Annotated in this window: 16 protein-coding genes; 10 read left to right on the forward strand and 6 right to left on the reverse strand. The window is 59.5% G+C overall.

Annotated elements, in window-relative coordinates; translation table 11 throughout:
* Nucleotides 1–57: 57 nt before the first annotated feature.
* Both CAG47_RS26380 and CAG47_RS26385 read right to left on the reverse strand, forming a co-directional pair.
* Nucleotides 58–1017 carry an HlyD family secretion protein gene (locus CAG47_RS26380; RefSeq protein ID WP_085729116.1) on the reverse strand — a complete coding sequence of 320 codons (960 nt, stop codon included), beginning with the start codon at nucleotides 1015–1017 and terminating at the stop codon, nucleotides 58–60.
* Nucleotides 1018–1020: 3 nt separating this feature from the next.
* Complete coding sequence (locus tag CAG47_RS26385) at nucleotides 1021–1392, reverse strand: DUF3302 domain-containing protein (protein WP_085729118.1); 372 nt, start codon at nucleotides 1390–1392, stop codon at nucleotides 1021–1023.
* A gap of 148 nt (nucleotides 1393–1540) precedes the next feature.
* Between CAG47_RS26385 and CAG47_RS26390 the strand changes: the two genes are divergently transcribed.
* Nucleotides 1541–2203 carry a hypothetical protein gene (locus tag CAG47_RS26390; RefSeq protein ID WP_085729120.1) on the forward strand — a complete coding sequence of 221 codons (663 nt, stop codon included), beginning with the start codon at nucleotides 1541–1543 and terminating at the stop codon, nucleotides 2201–2203.
* A gap of 77 nt (nucleotides 2204–2280) precedes the next feature.
* The gene (locus CAG47_RS26395) at nucleotides 2281–3363 is read left to right on the forward strand and encodes a sterol desaturase family protein (protein ID WP_085729123.1); all 1083 of its coding nucleotides are present in this window, start codon (nucleotides 2281–2283) and stop codon (nucleotides 3361–3363) included.
* A gap of 214 nt (nucleotides 3364–3577) precedes the next feature.
* Here the strand turns inward: CAG47_RS26395 and CAG47_RS26400 are convergent, their stop codons facing one another.
* A complete protein-coding gene (locus CAG47_RS26400) occupies nucleotides 3578–4018 on the reverse strand; it encodes an Lrp/AsnC family transcriptional regulator (protein ID WP_085729125.1) in 441 nt (146 codons plus the stop codon).
* A 139-nt stretch (nucleotides 4019–4157) separates the two neighbouring features.
* Between CAG47_RS26400 and CAG47_RS26405 the strand changes: the two genes are divergently transcribed.
* The 5 genes from CAG47_RS26405 (at nucleotide 4158) to CAG47_RS26425 (ending at nucleotide 10298) form a co-directional block, all read left to right on the forward strand.
* Nucleotides 4158–7205, forward strand: a complete 3048-nt coding sequence (locus tag CAG47_RS26405; protein WP_085729126.1) for an aminotransferase class III-fold pyridoxal phosphate-dependent enzyme — start codon at nucleotides 4158–4160, stop codon at nucleotides 7203–7205.
* A 159-nt stretch (nucleotides 7206–7364) separates the two neighbouring features.
* Nucleotides 7365–8153 (forward strand): ABC transporter substrate-binding protein, encoded by a 789-nt coding sequence (locus CAG47_RS26410; RefSeq protein WP_085729128.1) that lies wholly within the window; start codon nucleotides 7365–7367, stop codon nucleotides 8151–8153.
* Nucleotides 8154–8216: 63 nt separating this feature from the next.
* Complete coding sequence (locus CAG47_RS26415) at nucleotides 8217–8864, forward strand: amino acid ABC transporter permease (RefSeq protein WP_085729188.1); 648 nt, start codon at nucleotides 8217–8219, stop codon at nucleotides 8862–8864.
* Between the two features lie 10 nt (nucleotides 8865–8874).
* A complete protein-coding gene (locus tag CAG47_RS26420; protein ID WP_085729130.1) occupies nucleotides 8875–9534 on the forward strand; it encodes an amino acid ABC transporter permease in 660 nt (219 codons plus the stop codon).
* Nucleotides 9531–10298 carry an amino acid ABC transporter ATP-binding protein gene (locus CAG47_RS26425; protein ID WP_085729132.1) on the forward strand — a complete coding sequence of 256 codons (768 nt, stop codon included), beginning with the start codon at nucleotides 9531–9533 and terminating at the stop codon, nucleotides 10296–10298. Before CAG47_RS26420 ends, CAG47_RS26425 begins: the two co-directional genes overlap by 4 nt.
* 67 nt (nucleotides 10299–10365) lie before the next feature.
* Here CAG47_RS26425 and CAG47_RS26430 read toward each other — a convergent pair whose 3' ends face one another.
* Complete coding sequence (locus CAG47_RS26430; protein ID WP_085729135.1) at nucleotides 10366–11124, reverse strand: DUF899 domain-containing protein; 759 nt, start codon at nucleotides 11122–11124, stop codon at nucleotides 10366–10368.
* A gap of 84 nt (nucleotides 11125–11208) precedes the next feature.
* On the opposite strand from CAG47_RS26430, the gene CAG47_RS26435 reads away from it, so the two are divergent.
* Together CAG47_RS26435 and CAG47_RS26440 are read left to right on the forward strand one after the other, a co-directional pair.
* Entirely contained in the window at nucleotides 11209–12429 is a 1221-nt protein-coding gene (locus tag CAG47_RS26435) for a helix-turn-helix domain-containing protein (RefSeq protein ID WP_085729137.1), read from the forward strand.
* Between the two features lie 35 nt (nucleotides 12430–12464).
* On the forward strand, nucleotides 12465–13097 hold the full coding sequence (locus CAG47_RS26440; RefSeq protein ID WP_085729139.1) for a PQQ-binding-like beta-propeller repeat protein: 633 nt from the start codon (nucleotides 12465–12467) through the stop codon (nucleotides 13095–13097).
* A gap of 228 nt (nucleotides 13098–13325) precedes the next feature.
* Here the strand turns inward: CAG47_RS26440 and CAG47_RS26450 are convergent, their stop codons facing one another.
* Both CAG47_RS26450 and CAG47_RS26455 read right to left on the reverse strand, forming a co-directional pair.
* Nucleotides 13326–14456: a P1 family peptidase gene (locus tag CAG47_RS26450; protein ID WP_085729143.1), complete on the reverse strand. Its 1131-nt coding sequence runs from the start codon at nucleotides 14454–14456 to the stop codon at nucleotides 13326–13328.
* Between the two features lie 81 nt (nucleotides 14457–14537).
* Entirely contained in the window at nucleotides 14538–15641 is a 1104-nt protein-coding gene (locus CAG47_RS26455; protein WP_085729145.1) for an extracellular solute-binding protein, read from the reverse strand.
* A gap of 110 nt (nucleotides 15642–15751) precedes the next feature.
* On the opposite strand from CAG47_RS26455, the gene CAG47_RS26460 reads away from it, so the two are divergent.
* Nucleotides 15752–16525, forward strand: coding sequence for a helix-turn-helix transcriptional regulator (locus CAG47_RS26460; protein ID WP_085729148.1), 774 nt, complete (start codon nucleotides 15752–15754; stop codon nucleotides 16523–16525).
* Nucleotides 16526–16527 lie beyond the last annotated feature (2 nt).

The raw sequence follows: 16527 nt of genomic DNA on the forward strand, positions 1-16527 counted from the left end.
TTCAGTGATGGCAACTGACCCAATTCAAGGATTGAGCCAGTTGCCGATGTCGCCAGGTCAGTGGAATGGAAAGATGTAGTTCATCCATGCGGCCATGCGCAGGAGGATCTTGCGCATCATCGCGATGTGATGGAAATGCTGGCTGTACAGCGCCGCCTGGCCGTAGGCCCCGCCGGGCATCTGGTCGACGTATTTGGCATAGTCGGGATCGGTGATCTCAATGATCACCGGTACCCGGCCGGCCGGTGGCGAACCGGTGAAACCGATCAGCGTGCCCGAAGGCTGGACCTGGCCTTCGGCAATGACCGACACGACGGTTTTGACCTTGCCTTCAAACACCCGCCCGGGAATGCCGTCGAAAGCGACTTCGGCCTCGTCGCCTTCGGTCAGGCGCAACAGGCTGTTCTGACGCATCCACGCCGAGAAGTAATGCCCTTCGGCGGGAATGAACACCATCGATGGACGCAGCGGCAATTTGGTCGCCATCATGCCCGCACGCAGCGAAACATGGGTGACGAAGCCCTTGCTCGGCGCACGCACCGTGGTGTTGTCGAGTTCGTACTGCGCGTTGTCCAGTTGTGCCTTGAGGTCGTCACTGCGGGCAATCACCAAGTCCAGTTCCCGTTGGGTACTGAAGTTACGCTTGATCAGCTCGGTGATCCGGGCGCGATCGGCCTGGGCGGCAATCAGCTGCGCCTTGAGGGACTTGACCCGGTACTCGAAAGGCGCGGGGTCGATGCGAAACAGCACATCGCCTTTTTCCAGGGGCTGGTTGGTCTTCACCGGTACGTCGATCACCTGGCCACTGACCACGGGAATCACCGGAACCGATACGAAATAGGAACGCGCCACCTCGGAGTAGGGGTGGTTATAGTTCATGGTGAAAACCAGCGCACCGACGATCACGATCCCGCCCAGCACCGCCGTGGGCACCGTCCATTTGTTCAGGGGAATGCGGAAGATCTTGAAGATGGCTACGCAGAGTGCCGCATACGTCAGTATGAGTAATAGATCCATGGCTTAGATGCCCTCACCGAGATTGTCCGTTGGCAGTTTGCCCGGTGCCGTGCCCACCGACGCTTCGAGGCGCGCGATTCGGTCCTGCAGTTCGGCGACCTGTTGTTCGAGGTGAACCACATGGTACTTGGCTGAATGCCCGTCACTGAAACCCCAGCCCCGGTCCTCTCGATAGGCCATCGCCCAGATCCACAGGAACGGCCAGAGCGCGTGCAGGGTGAACAGGCTGACCCAGCCGGTGGCGTGGATCGCGTCCTGGTGGGGGTGGTTGCGGTGGACGGCAATTTCATAGGGGATGTCGTGGAGCAGGATGATCCCGTAAAACAAGACGAGCGCGACAAAAATCAGCACGCCCAATGCAAAGTAGTCAAGCATGAATCACTCCTTTTGAAGCAGGTAACGTGTGCGCATGAGTGTAGCCGTTGAATCTACACTTGACTGAAGTGCGGGTATCCAACTGGAACGACCGGTGCCTTGCCAAAGCGTCACCCCTTATAGAAGCACACTCCGACGAGGTGAACTCATGCCAAGCAATGATCAATTCGAGAGGGCGCCTGTACTTGACCCTGTCGAGCGCATTACCGAGGTGATCTTCGGCCTGCTGATGGCCATGACGTTCACCGGCACCATCAGCGTGGCCACGGCAGACCAGTCCGCCGAACGCACGATGATGATTGCCGCGCTCGGCTGCAATATCGCCTGGGGACTGGCCGATGCGGTCATGTATCTGCTGCGCGCGCTGGTCGAGCGCACGCGCAGGATCAAGTTGTACCTCTCCCTGCGCAATGGCGCGGACGCCGCGGCCGGTCAGGCGCTCATTGCCCAGGTATTGCCGATGCAATTCGCCACGGCGGCCGGCAGCGAGGGTCTGGAGTTGTTGCGCCGTCGGCTGCTTGAACAGCCTCCCTTGCCGATCAGGGCCGGCCTCGGCTGGAAGGACTTCAGGGGGGCTCTGGGTGTTTTCCTGCTGGTCGTGTGCTCGACATTCCCGCTGGTGGTGCCGTTCATATTGCTCGATCAGACGGCACTGGCCATCCGCCTGTCCAACCTGATCGGTATTTTGGTGCTGTTCATCGCAGGCTGGATGCTCGCCAGATACGCTGGCGCCACGCAATGGCAAGGTGGGGTGATCGTGGCTGCCACGGGGGCCGTGCTGATCCTGGCAATCATTGCGCTCGGTGGCTGACAACTGGACATAATTCAACACACTAAGGACTCGTTCTCATTTACAATTGCCCTTCCATTTACGTCGGGCAGTCCGGTATGGATGTACTTGCCACTATCCATCTTCATTTATCCCAATGGGTGATCGAGCCGGTCACCCGGCAGTTCCTGGGCATTTTCGACTTCAACGGTCGGCTCGGTCTAGCCTTTCTCTGCATGTCTTACGGCGTCGCCTATTGCCTGTTCCGGCACCGCAAATCCCGGGGCCTGACCGAGGCGCGCTCGTTCCTGCAATTCATCGGCGGCGGTCGGGTTTACCTGCACCGCTCGGCGCTGCTCGACTACCGCTATTACTTCGTACTCGCCATTCTCAAGGTTGCCCTGGTGCTGCCCATCGTCGGCCTGGTCGATCCGTATGTCTTGCGTTCAGCGGACTACATCGCGTTCTTCACCAACCTGTGGGGCGCGCGTACGCAAGTGGAGGAGAATCTGGCGCTGACCCTGCTCTATGGGCTCGGCGTTTTCCTGGTCAAGGATTTCAGTCATTACTGGGGCCATCGCGCGTTTCATTCGCGGTATCTGTGGGCCTTCCACAAGGTCCATCATTCGGCGCCCGTGCTGGTGCCGGCGACGGCCAGCCGGGTGCACTTTCTGGAAGAGGTGGTGGAAAAGCTCACGGACATCATCTGCCTCGGCGCCTTTGCCGGTGTCTTCTGGTACGCCTGTGGCGGGGAGATCAGCCGCTATACGCTGTTTGGCGTGACCTATATGGTGTTCATCTTCAATAGCCTGGCGGCCAACCTGCGTCACAGCCATGTCTGGTTCTCCTTCGGGCCAGTGCTTGAGCGGGTGTTGAGCAGCCCGGCGCAACACCAGATTCATCACAGCGATGCGCCGCGACACTTCAACAAGAACTTCGGCATCAATCTGTCACTGTGGGACTGGATGTTCGGCACGCTGTACGTCACCCGGTCCACTCCCGAGGTCATCGATTTCGGCACCGGTGAACAGGATCACGAACGCTACCTGACGCTGCAGGGTTTGATCGTCACGCCGTTTGTGGATATCGCCCGTAGACTTTTCTCCGCCAAACGCCCGGGCGTACAGCCTGAACGCGGATCTGATCCGTATTTTTCAGCGCAATCTGCCTCTGTAACGAAAACAGCCGTCCGCCCACAATAAGTCTTCGGTACGCCGTTCGGGCAGCGCCCGGCGCCCGCTGTACCGCCAATTCATAGTGGGGAGGCCACATGGCCAGGATGACGATTTTTCTCGGCGGTTTTCTGCTGTTGACCCTTCTGATCGGTGTGCTGGCGACGATTCCGCCGGGCTGATCACTGCGGATCGAGGAGGGTCTTGGCGGGGAGTCGGTCTGCAGACTTCTTCCCCAGCCAAATCAGGCACTCTGCCGATCAATATCGCGGCGCAGCACCACAGCGGTGGTGATGTCTTCGACGGACTCGTGACTGGCTACCGCATCCCTGACGCGGTTCAGGTCATCGATGGTCCGCGATTCGACCTCAATGACCAGATCGAGCTGGCCACTGACCGAGGAGACTCGACGTACCTGCGAGTTTTGCGCAAGCAAGTCCAGCAAGCTGATGGCGGGTGTGCGTTTGAGGGATACAAGCAGGATGGCGCGAATCACGTTGGCATCGATTTCGCCGATATCGGCCCGGTAGCCCCTGATCACGCCACTGCGTTCAAGGTTGATGACTCGCTCGCTGGTAGCGCTTCTTGAAAGCCCGATTCTCGCTGCCAGGGCCTTGAGGGCGATTCGAGCCTCTTTGGAAAGAATTTCGAGTATTTCGCGATCTTTCGTGTCCAGGTCGCGCATCAGAACTCCCTAAGTTTGCTACCGAAATTGTGCCGGTCGATTCCGACAATATGCAGGCTGAAGCCGACCGCATACCTACTGCCGTCCAAGGCTTTGCGTGCCAAGCTATCTGAAAAAAATGGCTTGGAAAACAACTACCATGACAAATCTTTCCCATCCTGCTCCCCAGTTCTCGACAGGGGATGCCGAAAAACTCAGTGAGCAGCTTTTCAACGTTATCGGTACGGCCACGCCGCTGGATGGCGAGCGCGACCGCAACTATCGGTTGAACACAGGCACCGATGCAGGGTGGATTCTGAAAGTCGTCAATTCGACTGAACCGCGCGTAGAAAGCGAGTTTCAAACGGCCATTCTCAGTCATCTGGCCAGTCACAACCCCGAGCTTACCGTGCCTTTTCTCAAGAAGAGTCTTGCGGGTGAATATCTGGCCTCGGCGGTAGCTCCCAGCGGCGAAACCCACGCGGTCCGCCTGGTCAGCTGGTTGCACGGAACGCCGCTTGCCGAGGTCGAGCGTACGTTCGAATTGATGCGCAGCCTTGGCCAATCCTTCGGTGAGATAGATCGTGCGCTTCAGGGCTTCATGCATCCAGGCGCGGTTCGCGATCTCGACTGGGACTTGCGTCACGCCGCGCGTTCGCGCTCACGCCTGCACTTCGTGAAAGATCCTGGCAGACGGGCCATTCTGGAGCGCTTTATCGAGCGTTTCGAAACAACGGTTCAACCGAAGCTTTCGCGTCTGCGGGCACAGGTCATTCACAATGACGGCAATGACTGGAATATTCTCGTCGACTCCGGCAATCACCGGAAAGTCTCAGGCGTCATCGACTTTGGCGACGCGGTCCATACGATTCTGATTGCCGAAGTCGCCATTACCTGCGCCTATTCCATTCTCGACATGGAAGATCCAATGGGCGCGGCGGCCGCCCTCACGGCCGGTTTCCATGAAAAGTACCCTCTGCAGCCGGAAGAGCTGGACGTCCTCTTCAATCTCATTGCGATGCGCCTGGTCACAAGCGTCACGCTGTCGGCATCGCGATACGACCGCACGCAGGACAACCCCTACCTCGGCATCAGCGAAGCGCCGGCCTGGCGCCTGCTGGAGAGGATGGATCGCATGAACCCTCGTCTGGCGACTGCGATCTTGCGCAAAGCCTGCGGTTTTGACGCGATCGAAGGCGCTGGTGCGATTCGCCGCTGGGTTGCCGAAAACAGGCAGTCTTTCGCAGATATCGTGCGTCCATCCGCGGCAACCATGAACAAGGCGATTGCGCCGTTCGCAGATGCTTCCCATGAGATGACTATCGCTTCAGCCGAGCAGCGTCCGGCGCAGGCAACGAAGTGGTGGAATGATTTTTGTGCCGAACACAAGGTGCCGCTCGGCATCGGGCCATGGGGCGAGGAAAGAACCATCTACACCGACGCCGCGTTTGAATCGCGCTTCATTGAAGGACAGCGTCGGATCATTCACGTGGGTGTCGACTTGATCATGCCCGCCGGGACACCTCTGTATACGCCCGTTGCCGGTGTGGTGCAGAGCGTCGAGGTCGAGCATGAGCCGCTTGGCTATGGTGGCTTGATCATGCTCCGGCACTCGCCCGAAGGTTGCCCGCCGTTCCTGACGCTGTGGGGGCACATGGCTCACGAAGCGCTGGCGCGCCTCAAGCCCGGGGACCACCTGGAGGCTGGCGCGCTTGTAGGGTACATGGGGGCGGACACGGAAAATGGCGGGTGGATTCCCCATGTGCATTTCCAGATGTCCACCGACACCGGGTTGAAAGCGGGCGAGTTCATCGGCGTGGGTGAACGGGCTTATCTTGACGTATGGGCCGACCTCTTCCCCGACACATCGAGTCTCGCGGGGATTCCGCCGGAAACCTACTGCCAGGACGGACGCACCAAGGCGCAGATCATTGCGCAGCGCAAGAAGTTGCTGCTGCCAAACCTGTCGATTTCCTACTCGGATCCGATCAAGTTCGTTCGCGGTGACGGGGTCTGGTTGATCGACAACTTTGGCAGGGCGTACCTGGATTGCTTCAATAACGTGTGCCATCTCGGTCACTCCCATCCAGACGTGGTGCAGGCACTTTCGCGGCAGGCTGCACGCCTGAACACCAACACGCGTTACCTGCACGATAACATCGTGGAGTATGCCGAGCGGCTCACCGCTACCTTGCCTGAAGGTCTGGCGGTCGCATCCTTCGGGTGTTCAGGCAGTGAAGCCAACAGCCTCATGCTCCGGATGGCGCGCAATCACACGGGGCGTAACGATGCAATTGTGCTGGATTGGGCTTACCACGGCACAACCCAGGAGTTGATTGACCTCAGTCCTTACAAATACAAGCGTAAAGCCGGCAAAGGGCGTGCCGATCATGTGTTTGAGGCGGCCGTTCCCGATGCCTACCGTGCTGCGCAACACTGGCCATTCGAGGAACTGGGCAAGCGTTTCGCCGAAAGCGTGGCCGACCAGATCGAGGTCATGCGCAAGCAGGGCAGATCGCCGGCTTTCTTTTTGGCGGAGTCCATTCCAAGTGTCGCCGGGCAACTGTTCTTCCCGGAAAACTACTTGAAAGAAGTCTATGCAATGGTTCGTGCCGAGGGCGGTCTTTGCCTGGCTGACGAAGTCCAGGTCGGCTTTGGCCGTGTAGGCAGTCACTGGTGGGCGTTTGAAACCCAGGGTGTGGTTCCCGATGCAGTTTCCATGGGCAAACCCATTGGCAATGGGCATCCCATGTCGGCGGTTGTGACCACGCGTGAGATTGCGGACAGCTTCAACAATGGCATGGAGTACTTCAATACGTTTGCCGGCAGCCCGGTCTCATGTGCTGTAGGACTCTCGGTGATCGATGTGATTGAACGCGATAACCTGAAACTCAACGCACTGACCATTGGCAACTATCTGCTCGAAGGTTTTCGCAAGCTGCAGCAGCGATACGATGCGATAGGCGATGTACGCGGGCTGGGTCTGTTCCTTGGAATAGAACTTGTGACGGATCGCAAAACCAAGGTTCCCGCCACGGAACTGGCCAAAAAGGTGGCCGATGGGGCCAGGGAGCGAGGAGTCTTGATCGGTACCGAAGGCCCCTTTGACAATGTTCTTAAGATGCGGCCATCGATGATTTTCAGTCGAGCCAATGCTGATTTTCTGCTTGAGGTCCTGGACGACAGCTTCAAGGCCGCACTCCAGTAAATCCCACGCTATCCGACATTGTGTCGGCCAACTCCGGCAATGTGTCAGGCAGGCTGACACCTTGCCGGGTGCTTTCGAAAGTTGCCTATGCAAGACTTTTCATGACGGCCGGGTGAATAACCCCAAAAAACAAAAATAATTCTTCCAAGGTGCCATCCAATGCTGACTAAAAAGCTCAAGGGTTTGATTGTCGCTTCCACTGTGGCGGCTGCAGCGCTACTTTCCACCTCGGTTGTTCACGCTGATGATTTGAAGTCGATCCAGGATGCCAAAGAGATTCGTATCGCCATGAGCGGTCAATACTCTCCCTTCAGCTTTGCAAACGAGCAGAACCAGATTGTCGGGTTCGATGCCTCTATCAGCGAGGCACTGGCTGAGCGGATGGGAGTAAAGGTGAAGATCGTCACGACTCCATTCGACGGGATAATCGCAGGGCTTCTCGCGAAAAAATATGACGCCATTATCGCTTCCATGACCATTACCCCGGAGCGCCAGAAGGCAGTGGATTTCGTTGGGCCTTATTACCATGCCGGTCGTACGATCGTTGTGAAGGACGATTCTTCGATTAAAAGTCTCGATGATCTCAAAGATGTAAGTGTTGGCGTTACCCTCGGCGATGCTCACGATAAATGGGCCAGGGCCCGCGGCAACCTGAAGGTCAGAACGTACAAAGGTCTTCCCGAAATGCTGGTCGATCTTGATGCCGGACGTATCGACGCGATTGTGATGGACAGTGTTCCAGTGTTGGTCGCCGTCAAGGAAACAGGGCAGAAGGTTCGCATCATCACTCTACCGGATAGCGATGGCGCTCTTGAAGGCATGGGGATTGCGCTGCGCAAGAATAACCCTGAACTCAAGGCGACGATGCAGAAGGCGCTTGAAGACATGCTCGCCGATGGCACCTACGAAAAGATCTCGATGAAGTGGATTGGCAACGATATTCGCTGATTCGTATTTAGCATGGCTCGACTTCTCGTCGAGCCAGCCAATCAGACTTTTCCGAGCCTTCCCATGGATCTGACACTCATACAGCGCACATACCCATTTTTCCTGGAGGCAGCCTGGATTACGGTGCAGATCTCTGTACTTGCACTTCTACTGGGTTTCCTGGTCGCAATCGTGCTGGTTGCGGCCCGGTTGTCCACTGCTTTGACCTTGCGATGTCTTGCAAGACTCTACATAAGCGTTTTTCGCGGCACGCCCTGCCTGGTTCAGCTGTTCATCATTTACTTTGGTGGACCGCAGATCGGACTGGAACTGGAGCCGTTTGCTGCAGGCGTCATCGGCCTGGGCCTGAACATCGCCGCCTACATGGCCGAATCCATTCGTGGCGCTATCACCAACGTCGACCCTGGCCAGGAAGAAGCTGCGCGTTCAATTGGTTTCGGGCGGGGCCAAACCTTATGGTTCATCACTTTGCCGCAAGCGGCGAAGCTGATGATAAGGCCACTGGGAGTGAACGCTGTCGCACTGATCAAAGGTTCCGCATTGGTGTCGACGATCTCCGTTGTCGAACTTTCCTATACAGCGCAACGCTTTATCAGTTCAACATACAAACCCTTTGAGATCTTCATGGTGTCTGCACTGCTTTACATCGTGATGGTCTACTCGGTCAGATTCGTTGTCGACTATCTCGATAATCGCTTCGCGGCAAGGTGAGAACATTCAGATGCAAGGCCTCGATCTAAGTATAGTTACTCCCTATTCCGAGTTGCTGGCGACCGGTCTTTGGTGGACGGTTGTGATGTTTTTAAGTTCCAGCGTATTGAGCTTGATGGCAGGGGTAGCCTTTGCACTTATCGTTCTTTATGCGCCCAGGGTGTTGGCTCTGCCCGTGCGTTTCATTACGTGGTTGCTCATGGGAACGCCACTCCTGCTTCAGTTGTACTTGATTTATTATGGCCTTGTGCAAGTAGGCGTTGATATTCCTGCACTGGTGGCTGGCATCATTGGTCTCAGTTTGCACTTCGCTGTCTACAATGCCGACGTTATTCGTGCCGGCGTGGTGTCGGTGGACCCGGGGCAGATTGAAGGTGCGCGCTCCATTGGTCTCAGCCGTGGACAGACGCAGCGTTACGTCATCGTGCCGCAAGCGCTTCGCAAAACTATTGCCCCGCTGGGAAATAACCTGATTGTCCTTTTAAAGGATACCTCGCTGGTTTCCATTATCGGTATTGCGGAGTTGGTGTACAGCGCACAACTTGCCGTGAGCGAGACCTATAGCCCATTCGAGTTTTATCTGACTGTTGCGGTTATTTATTATGCAGCCAATCTTGTTCTCGAAGCCGGCCTGCATCTTCTCGAAAACAAGGTAGAGATGTCACGATGAGCAGAAATGAATTCATGGTTGAAGTGAAGGGTGCTCGCAAGGCTTACGGAGAACTTGAAGTACTCAAGGGCATCGATCTTTCGGTCTCGCGCGGACAAATCGTCGCCATCATCGGCCCAAGCGGGTCTGGCAAGAGTACGCTACTGCGCTCGATCAACCATCTGGAAGTACTCAACGATGGCGAGATCTGGCTGGAGGGCGAGCAAGTCAACCGGCCATTGAAAGGTCGTGCCTTTGAGCAACATATAAACGCTGTGCGTCAGCAGATGGGCATGGTGTTCCAACACTTCAATCTGTTTCCGCACTTGACCGTGTGTGAAAACATCGCGCTTGGCCCGATAAAACTCAAGGGGGTCACGAAAAAGGCCTCTCGTGAGTTGGCAATGGAATATTTGTCGAAGGTCGGATTGGCCAACAAAATCGATGAGTATCCTTCTCGCCTGTCGGGCGGGCAGAAGCAGCGCGTCGCCATCGCCAGAGCACTGGCGATGCAGCCAAAAGTCATGCTGTTCGATGAGGCTACATCGGCTCTGGACCCTGAGCTTGTCGAAGAGGTCAACCTGGTCATGAAGCAGCTCGCTGCGGAGCACATGACCATGTTGATCGTCACCCATGAAATGCGCTTTGCCGGTGAAGTCGCGGACCGGATCGTCTTCATGGACGGCGGAGTTGTAGTGGAGGAAGGGGCGCCGCAGGAGATCCTGCAGAACCCTGTCCACGAACGAACCCGGTCGTTCCTGAAAAAGCATTTGCACGATAGATAAGGTGCGCGTTCATCTTTCGAACATCCCTTCACGTATTCGAATCGAATGTGGGTGCACCCACCGGCGCTCACTGATATTCATCATGCCGGCGCCACCAGGGCCCGGTTTCATTGCGCCCCCTGGGCGCGCGGTCGAGCCATTGGTACATGCTCCACAACCCGTCCAGACCCCGGGCGTAGGTGGAATAGGTGTGATAAATCTCGCCGTTCTCCAGCACAAAGGTGCTCAACCCCGGCCGGTCGCGGGTGTAGGTTGACGCATCGGTGCCACAGGTCGCGGCGAACTGTTTCACCGGTTCCGGGACCTGGCTCGCATCCATCGCATGCCCGCCGCGCTGGTAGTTGTACTCGACCCGTCCTTCGCGCTGCTGGGCTTCGCTGAAGTAGACGTTGAAGTCGGCGGTGAAGTCGCTGTCGGCGGCCGAGGCCCAGGGGAAGGTCCAGCCCATCCGGCGCTTGTAGGCCTGCAGTTTCGCCAGCGGTGCGCGGGATATCGCCATCAGGGTCACGTCATGGTTGGCCAGGTGGATGACGACGGGTTCGAAGCCATCGGCAATGGCTGAGCAGGAAGGGCAGCCGGCCGTATAGTCGGGGCCGAACATGAAGTGGTAGACCAGCAGTTGCGAGCGCCCTTGAAAGAGCTCGGCCAGGGTTGCGCTGCCGTTATCGGTATCGAAGCGGTAGGTCTTGTCGAGGCGAACCCAAGGCAGTGCCTGGCGTTGTCGCGCCACCTCGTCACTGCGCCGGGTCAGGGCCTTTTCCGCTTCGAGCAGTTGCAAACGTGCCGCCAGCCATTGTTCCCGGGTTACGGTTTTGTGGGTGTTCATCGCTGTACGCTCCTGGTGAAAGGTCGTGATTTAGACTAAACCCGGGTGTCGAATGAGGGGAGTGACAAGCGTGGCGGGATTTCGATGGACTCGATGATCATGGCCGCCGCCCAGGCGCTGGCAGCGGGCAATCCGCTGGGGGCACTGGACCGCGTGGCCTTGCGCGACGATGCGTCGGCGCTGGCCCTGCGCGGTATCGCCATGGCGCAACTGGGCGATCTGGTGCGGGCCCGGGCACTGGTCAAGCGCGCACAACGGGCCTTTGCGCCAAGGGAAATACTGGCCCGGGCGCGCTGTGTGGTGGCCGAGGCCGAAATCGCCCTGGCGTCACGGGAACTCGGCTGGCCGGTCAAAGTGCTTGAAACGGCGCGGGTCACCCTTGAGCAGCACGGTGACCGGGTCAATGCCGCCCATGCGCGGTATCTGCAAATCCGCCGTTTGCTGCTGATCGGTCAGCTCGATGAGGCGCAGCAGTTGCTGGCCGAGCTCGACCCCGGCCCCTTGCCGCCAGCATTGCGGGCAACCCATGAACTGGTGCTGGCGGGGATCGCCATTCGACGCCTGCAATCCCAGGCGGCGCGGGATGCGTTGACAAGGGCCAGGCAGGCGGCCGGCCAAGCGGGGATTGCCGCGTTGATGGCCGAAGTCGAACACGCCGCGCATTTGCTCGACGCCCCCGCGGCACGCCTGATAGCCCGAGGTGAGGTACGGCCGCTGTTGCTCGATGAAGTGCAAGCGTTGCTCGGATCAACGTCTCTGGTGGTGGATGCCTGCCGCTACACGGTACGTGGCTGTGGCATGTCGGTGTCGCTCGCGACGCGTCCGATCCTGTTCATGCTTGTCCGCGCACTGGCCGAAGCGTGGCCCGCCGATGTTGCGCGGGAGACGCTGATCGCCCGGGCGTTCCGCCTGAAGCTCGCGGATGAATCCCATCGCGCCCGGCTTCGCGTGGAAATCGGCAGGCTGCGTCAAGCACTCAAGCCCTTGGCCGGCATCACCGCGACGGCTCGCGGTTTTGCCCTGCAATCACCGGTGTGTACGCAGGTGGTGACGCTGGCGCCACCGGTCGAGGAAAAATTTGCCGCGGTATTTGCCTGCCTCGCCGATGGCGAGTCGTGGTCGAGTTCCGCCCTGGCACTGGCGCTGGACACCAGCCAGCGTACGGTGCAACGGGCGCTCGATACACTGGCGGAGCAGGGCAAGGTGCAGTGGTTTGGCCATGGCCGCGCGCGGCGCTGGATGACACCGCCGGTGCCGGGATTCGCGACGACCTTGTTACTCCCGGCGCCGCTGCCCGGTGGTTAGGATGAACGCCACCAACCCCAATGAGGAATGCCGGAATGAAACACGCAAGCGCAGAAATCATTCGTGAATATGGCCCGTTTGCCGATGTCGACCATGTGTGCGGTGTCACCTGGGACGGCGAAAAGGTCTGGTTCGCCACCAACAGCAAGATCAACGCCCTGGACCCGGAAAGCGGCAAGGTGCTGCGCTCGATCGATGTCGCGGCCCATGCCGGTACCGCGTTCGATGGCGAGCATCTGTTCCAGATCGGCGAAGACCGCATCCATAAAATCGACCCGCGCAGCGGTCGCATCCTCTCGACGATTCCTGCCCCCGGCGCAGGCACCGATTCGGGGCTGACCTGGGCCGAAGGGACGTTGTGGGTAGGCCAGTACCGAGAACGCAAGATCCACCAGATCGACCCCGAGACCGGCAGGATCCTGCGCACCATCGAGTCCAACCGTTTCGTCACCGGTGTGACCTGGGTGCAAGGTTCGCTGTGGCATGGCACCTGGGAGGGCGACGAGAGTGAACTGCGGCGCATCGACGCGCAAACCGGTGAAGTACTGGAGAGTCTCAGGATGCCGGAAGGCGTCGGTGTGTCGGGACTGGAGTCCGATGGCGGCGAGCGGTTGTTCTGCGGTGGCGGCGATAGCGGCAAGGTAAGGGTAGTGCGCCGGCCTTCGTGATGTGTTGCAGCAAGCTCGCTCCCACAAGGGAACTGTGTGGTTTTCAGAGGCAAAAAAAAGAGCCTCAAAGCTCTTTGATGGGGAGGAAGTAGAGCCGTTGAGGCTCAAGATGCGCATGAAGCAGGCGGTGAGCTTGGTAGGGGTTCAGTTCACTCACCACCTACGCAGCGGCTTGTTGAGCAACCAAGCGGCTGCGTAGCTTCATCCTAGAAAGACCGAGTGTTTCACTCAAGTACCGCTAGTCGCGTCTCCCGGCCAGCCGGCGCGGTGCAACGCCTTGAGCAAGGTGTCGGTATCCAGCCCCTGTACCCCGTGGCCGTTGCCCTCGATCGTGTCGGCGGCGAGCAGGGCATTGATGATGGCTTCTTCCACGGCCTCGGTGGCGGCCAGGAACAGCTCGCTGATGTGGTCGTTGTTGACCATGCTCAGGTTGTCGGTGGTCGGTGCTTTTTTGCTTTCGTACGCGGCCGGTGGCACGTGATCGTTGCCGGTGGCGAAGGCGATGAAGATGTCGCCGCTGTGGTCTTCATTGCCGCCGCCGGTGCGGGCCAGGCCGAGGCTGGCGCGCTGGGCCAGGCGGGTGCATTGGTGCGGCAGCAACGGCGCATCGGTGGCCAGGCAGACCACGATCGAGCCCATGCCCGGATGGGGCAGCGAGGCTTTGCGGAACGGCGAATCGACCCATTCCATGTGGCGCCCGACCGGATAGCCGTCGACGCGCAGTTCCTTGCGGGTGCCATGGTTGGCCTGGACAATCGCGCCGACCGTCCAGCCGCCCTGGGCCCTGTTCAAGCGTCGCGACGCGGTGCCGATGCCGCCCTTGAATTCGTGGCAGATCATGCCGCTGCCACCGCCGACATTGCCTTCGGTCACCGGGCCGCTTTCGGCGTTGCGCACGGCCTCGGCCACGTGCTCGGGCTTGACGTGAAAACCGTTGATGTCGTTGAGCAGGCCATCGAAGGTTTCCAGTACCACTGGCATGTTCCAGTAGAGGCGCCCGTCATCGGGTTGCTGTTCACGGTCGAGCACGATCAGCGCATCGCGCACCACGCCCAGGCTGTGGGTGTTGGTGAAGGCGACGGGGCTGGTCAGCAAGCCTGCTTCGCGAATCCACTCCAGCCCCGTGGCGTCGCCATTGCCGTTGAGCACATGCACACCGGCAAAGCACGGTTGCCGGCTGGTGGAGCCGGCGCGCGGTTCGATGACAGTGACACCGGTGAGAATGTCGCGGCCGTTGGCGGTGCGTCCTCGCACATTGCAGTGGCCGACCCGTACGCCGGACACGTCGGTGATGGCATTGAGCGGGCCGGGTTGCAGTTGGCCAAACTGGATGTTCAGGTCGCGGGCACGTGGTTTCATGGTTTTCTCATTTTCAAATCGTGGCAGGAAAAAGGCACGGGCTGTGTACCGCAGCCCGCTCCCACAGGGTCAGTGGTGTGTTTATTGGCCGTTCTTGACCTTGCTCCAGATCCGCGTCCGCACCCGTTCGGTAGCAGGCGGCAATGGCTGGAGGGTGAACAGGGTGGCCATGGCTTCGGCTGGCGGATAGACGGCCGGGTTGTTGCGGGTCGCTTCGGCCACCAGTGCGGTCGCGCTGCGGTTGCCGTTGGGGTAGTTGAGGTGGTCGCTGACCGGGGCGATGACTTCAGGGCGCATCAGGTAGTCGATGAAGGCCATGCCTTGCTCGGGGTGCGGGGCGTCCTTGAGCAGCACCAGGGTGTCGAACCACACCGGCGCACCTTCCTTCGGCAGGCTGTAGGCGATCTTCACGCCGTTGCCGGCCTGCTCGGCGGTGGTCTTGGCTTCGAGCATCGCGCCGGACCAGCCGACCGCCACGCAGATGTTGCCGTTGGACAGGTCGCTGATGAACTTCGACGAGTTGAAGTAGGCGATGTGCGGACGCAGCTTGAGCAGCAGGGCTTCGGCCTTCTTGTAGTCTTCGGGGTTGGTGCTGTTGGGCGGCAGGCCGAGGTAGTGCAGGGCGACCGGCAGCATCTCCGATGGCGAGTCGAGCATGGCCACGCCGCATTCGCCGAGTTTGGCCAGGTTCTCTTCCTTGAATACCAGGTCCCAGGAATCCACCGGCGCCTTGTCACCCAGCACTGCGCGGACCTTGTCGATGTTGTAGCCGATGCCGTTGGTGCCCCACAGGTAGGGCACGGCGAACTGGTTGCCCGGATCGTTGTTGGCCAGTTTCGCCAGCAGATCGGTGTCCATGTTCTTGAAGTCCGGCATTTGCGCACGGGGCAGCGGGGCGAGGGCGCCAGCCTTGATCAGTGTGGGCAGACTGTAGTTGCTGGCCACCACCACGTCGTAGCCGCTGCGGCTGGTGAGCAGCTTGCCTTCGAGCACTTCGGCGCTGTCGAAGGTGTCGTAGACCGGCGCAATCCCGGTATCACGCTTGAAATCCTGGAGGGTGGCAGGGCCGATGTAGTCGTACCAGTTGTACACATGCACGGTCGGGGCTTCGACGGCAAAGGCCGACAGCGACACCGCCAGGCTGGCGCCCAACCCCAGATTGAAATACGAACGGTGACGACTCATGATGCGGCACTCCTGGCCTGTCGAGGCCGGTGGTAATCAGGAGTTTGCAGCGTATCGACCGGGGTGGCCTTTACCCATTCCCATCATGGGTTACTCAAAAGGGGTAGTGCGTGGACGCGTTGTTGAAAGAGTTGCCGGTGCACCAGGGGCTGGCGCGAGTCTTTACGGCGGTGGGGCGGGATGGTTTCTGGCGTGCGCTGGTCGATACCCTGCGCTTGCTGGTGCCGCTGGACAATGCGCTGGTGGCGCTGATGCGCCCGGGCCATGTGCCACGCCTGCTGAATGATTTCGATGCCAAGGGCAACACGGATGAGCAGGAAGAACTGGCGGACTATCGCGCCGGCATGTACCTGCTCGATCCGTTCTATCAGGCGGCTTGCGCGGGCATCGCCGATGGCTTGCACAGCCTCGATTCGGTGGCCCCCGACCAGTTCCAGCACAGCGAGTACTACCTCAGTTACTTCAGCACCGTGGTCGGTGGGGACGAGTTGCAGTTCATGGTCAATGTCGATGGCGCGGTGCTCGGCCTGTCCCTCGGGCGCTCGACGCGCTTCAGCCTCGAGGAGCAGGGCCGCCTGCTGTGCGTGCGTGACTGGGTGCTGGCAGCGATGCGTCGACACGTGGAATTGCTGCCGCCGCAGGGGGCGGTCGGCGAATCTCCGGCCGGCGATCTGGCGACCTTGCTCGATCGCTTCGACGCCCGCCTGACAACGCGGGAAATCGAAACCGCGCGTCTGATTCTCCGGGGCTTCTCCAGCAAGGCCATTGCCCAGCAACTGTGCATCTCCCCGGAAACGGTGAAAGTGCACCGGCGCAACCTCTATCACAAGCTCAACGTCAACGGGCATGGCGAGTTGTTTGCCCTGGTGCTGCGGCCGCGTTAATC

The organism is Pseudomonas sp. R37(2017), assembly GCF_002113375.1.
GTDB lineage: Bacteria > Pseudomonadota > Gammaproteobacteria > Pseudomonadales > Pseudomonadaceae > Aquipseudomonas.

Excerpts from the sequence above, each read along its gene's own strand:
- CAG47_RS26420 (WP_085729130.1), top strand. The coding sequence starts at position 8,875 with ATGCAAGGCCTCGATCTAAGTATAGTTACTCCCTATTCCGAGTTGCTG.
- CAG47_RS26385 (WP_085729118.1), bottom strand. The coding sequence starts at position 1,392 with ATGCTTGACTACTTTGCATTGGGCGTGCTGATTTTTGTCGCGCTCGTC.
- CAG47_RS26425 (WP_085729132.1), top strand. The coding sequence starts at position 9,531 with ATGAGCAGAAATGAATTCATGGTTGAAGTGAAGGGTGCTCGCAAGGCT.
- CAG47_RS26430 (WP_085729135.1), bottom strand. The coding sequence starts at position 11,124 with ATGAACACCCACAAAACCGTAACCCGGGAACAATGGCTGGCGGCACGT.
- CAG47_RS26435 (WP_085729137.1), top strand. The coding sequence starts at position 11,209 with ATGGACTCGATGATCATGGCCGCCGCCCAGGCGCTGGCAGCGGGCAAT.
- CAG47_RS26390 (WP_085729120.1), top strand. The coding sequence starts at position 1,541 with ATGCCAAGCAATGATCAATTCGAGAGGGCGCCTGTACTTGACCCTGTC.
- CAG47_RS26415 (WP_085729188.1), top strand. The coding sequence starts at position 8,217 with ATGGATCTGACACTCATACAGCGCACATACCCATTTTTCCTGGAGGCA.
- CAG47_RS26400 (WP_085729125.1), bottom strand. The coding sequence starts at position 4,018 with ATGCGCGACCTGGACACGAAAGATCGCGAAATACTCGAAATTCTTTCC.
- CAG47_RS26395 (WP_085729123.1), top strand. The coding sequence starts at position 2,281 with ATGGATGTACTTGCCACTATCCATCTTCATTTATCCCAATGGGTGATC.
- CAG47_RS26380 (WP_085729116.1), bottom strand. The coding sequence starts at position 1,017 with ATGGATCTATTACTCATACTGACGTATGCGGCACTCTGCGTAGCCATC.
- CAG47_RS26455 (WP_085729145.1), bottom strand. The coding sequence starts at position 15,641 with ATGAGTCGTCACCGTTCGTATTTCAATCTGGGGTTGGGCGCCAGCCTG.
- CAG47_RS26405 (WP_085729126.1), top strand. The coding sequence starts at position 4,158 with ATGACAAATCTTTCCCATCCTGCTCCCCAGTTCTCGACAGGGGATGCC.
- CAG47_RS26440 (WP_085729139.1), top strand. The coding sequence starts at position 12,465 with ATGAAACACGCAAGCGCAGAAATCATTCGTGAATATGGCCCGTTTGCC.
- CAG47_RS26450 (WP_085729143.1), bottom strand. The coding sequence starts at position 14,456 with ATGAAACCACGTGCCCGCGACCTGAACATCCAGTTTGGCCAACTGCAA.
- CAG47_RS26410 (WP_085729128.1), top strand. The coding sequence starts at position 7,365 with ATGCTGACTAAAAAGCTCAAGGGTTTGATTGTCGCTTCCACTGTGGCG.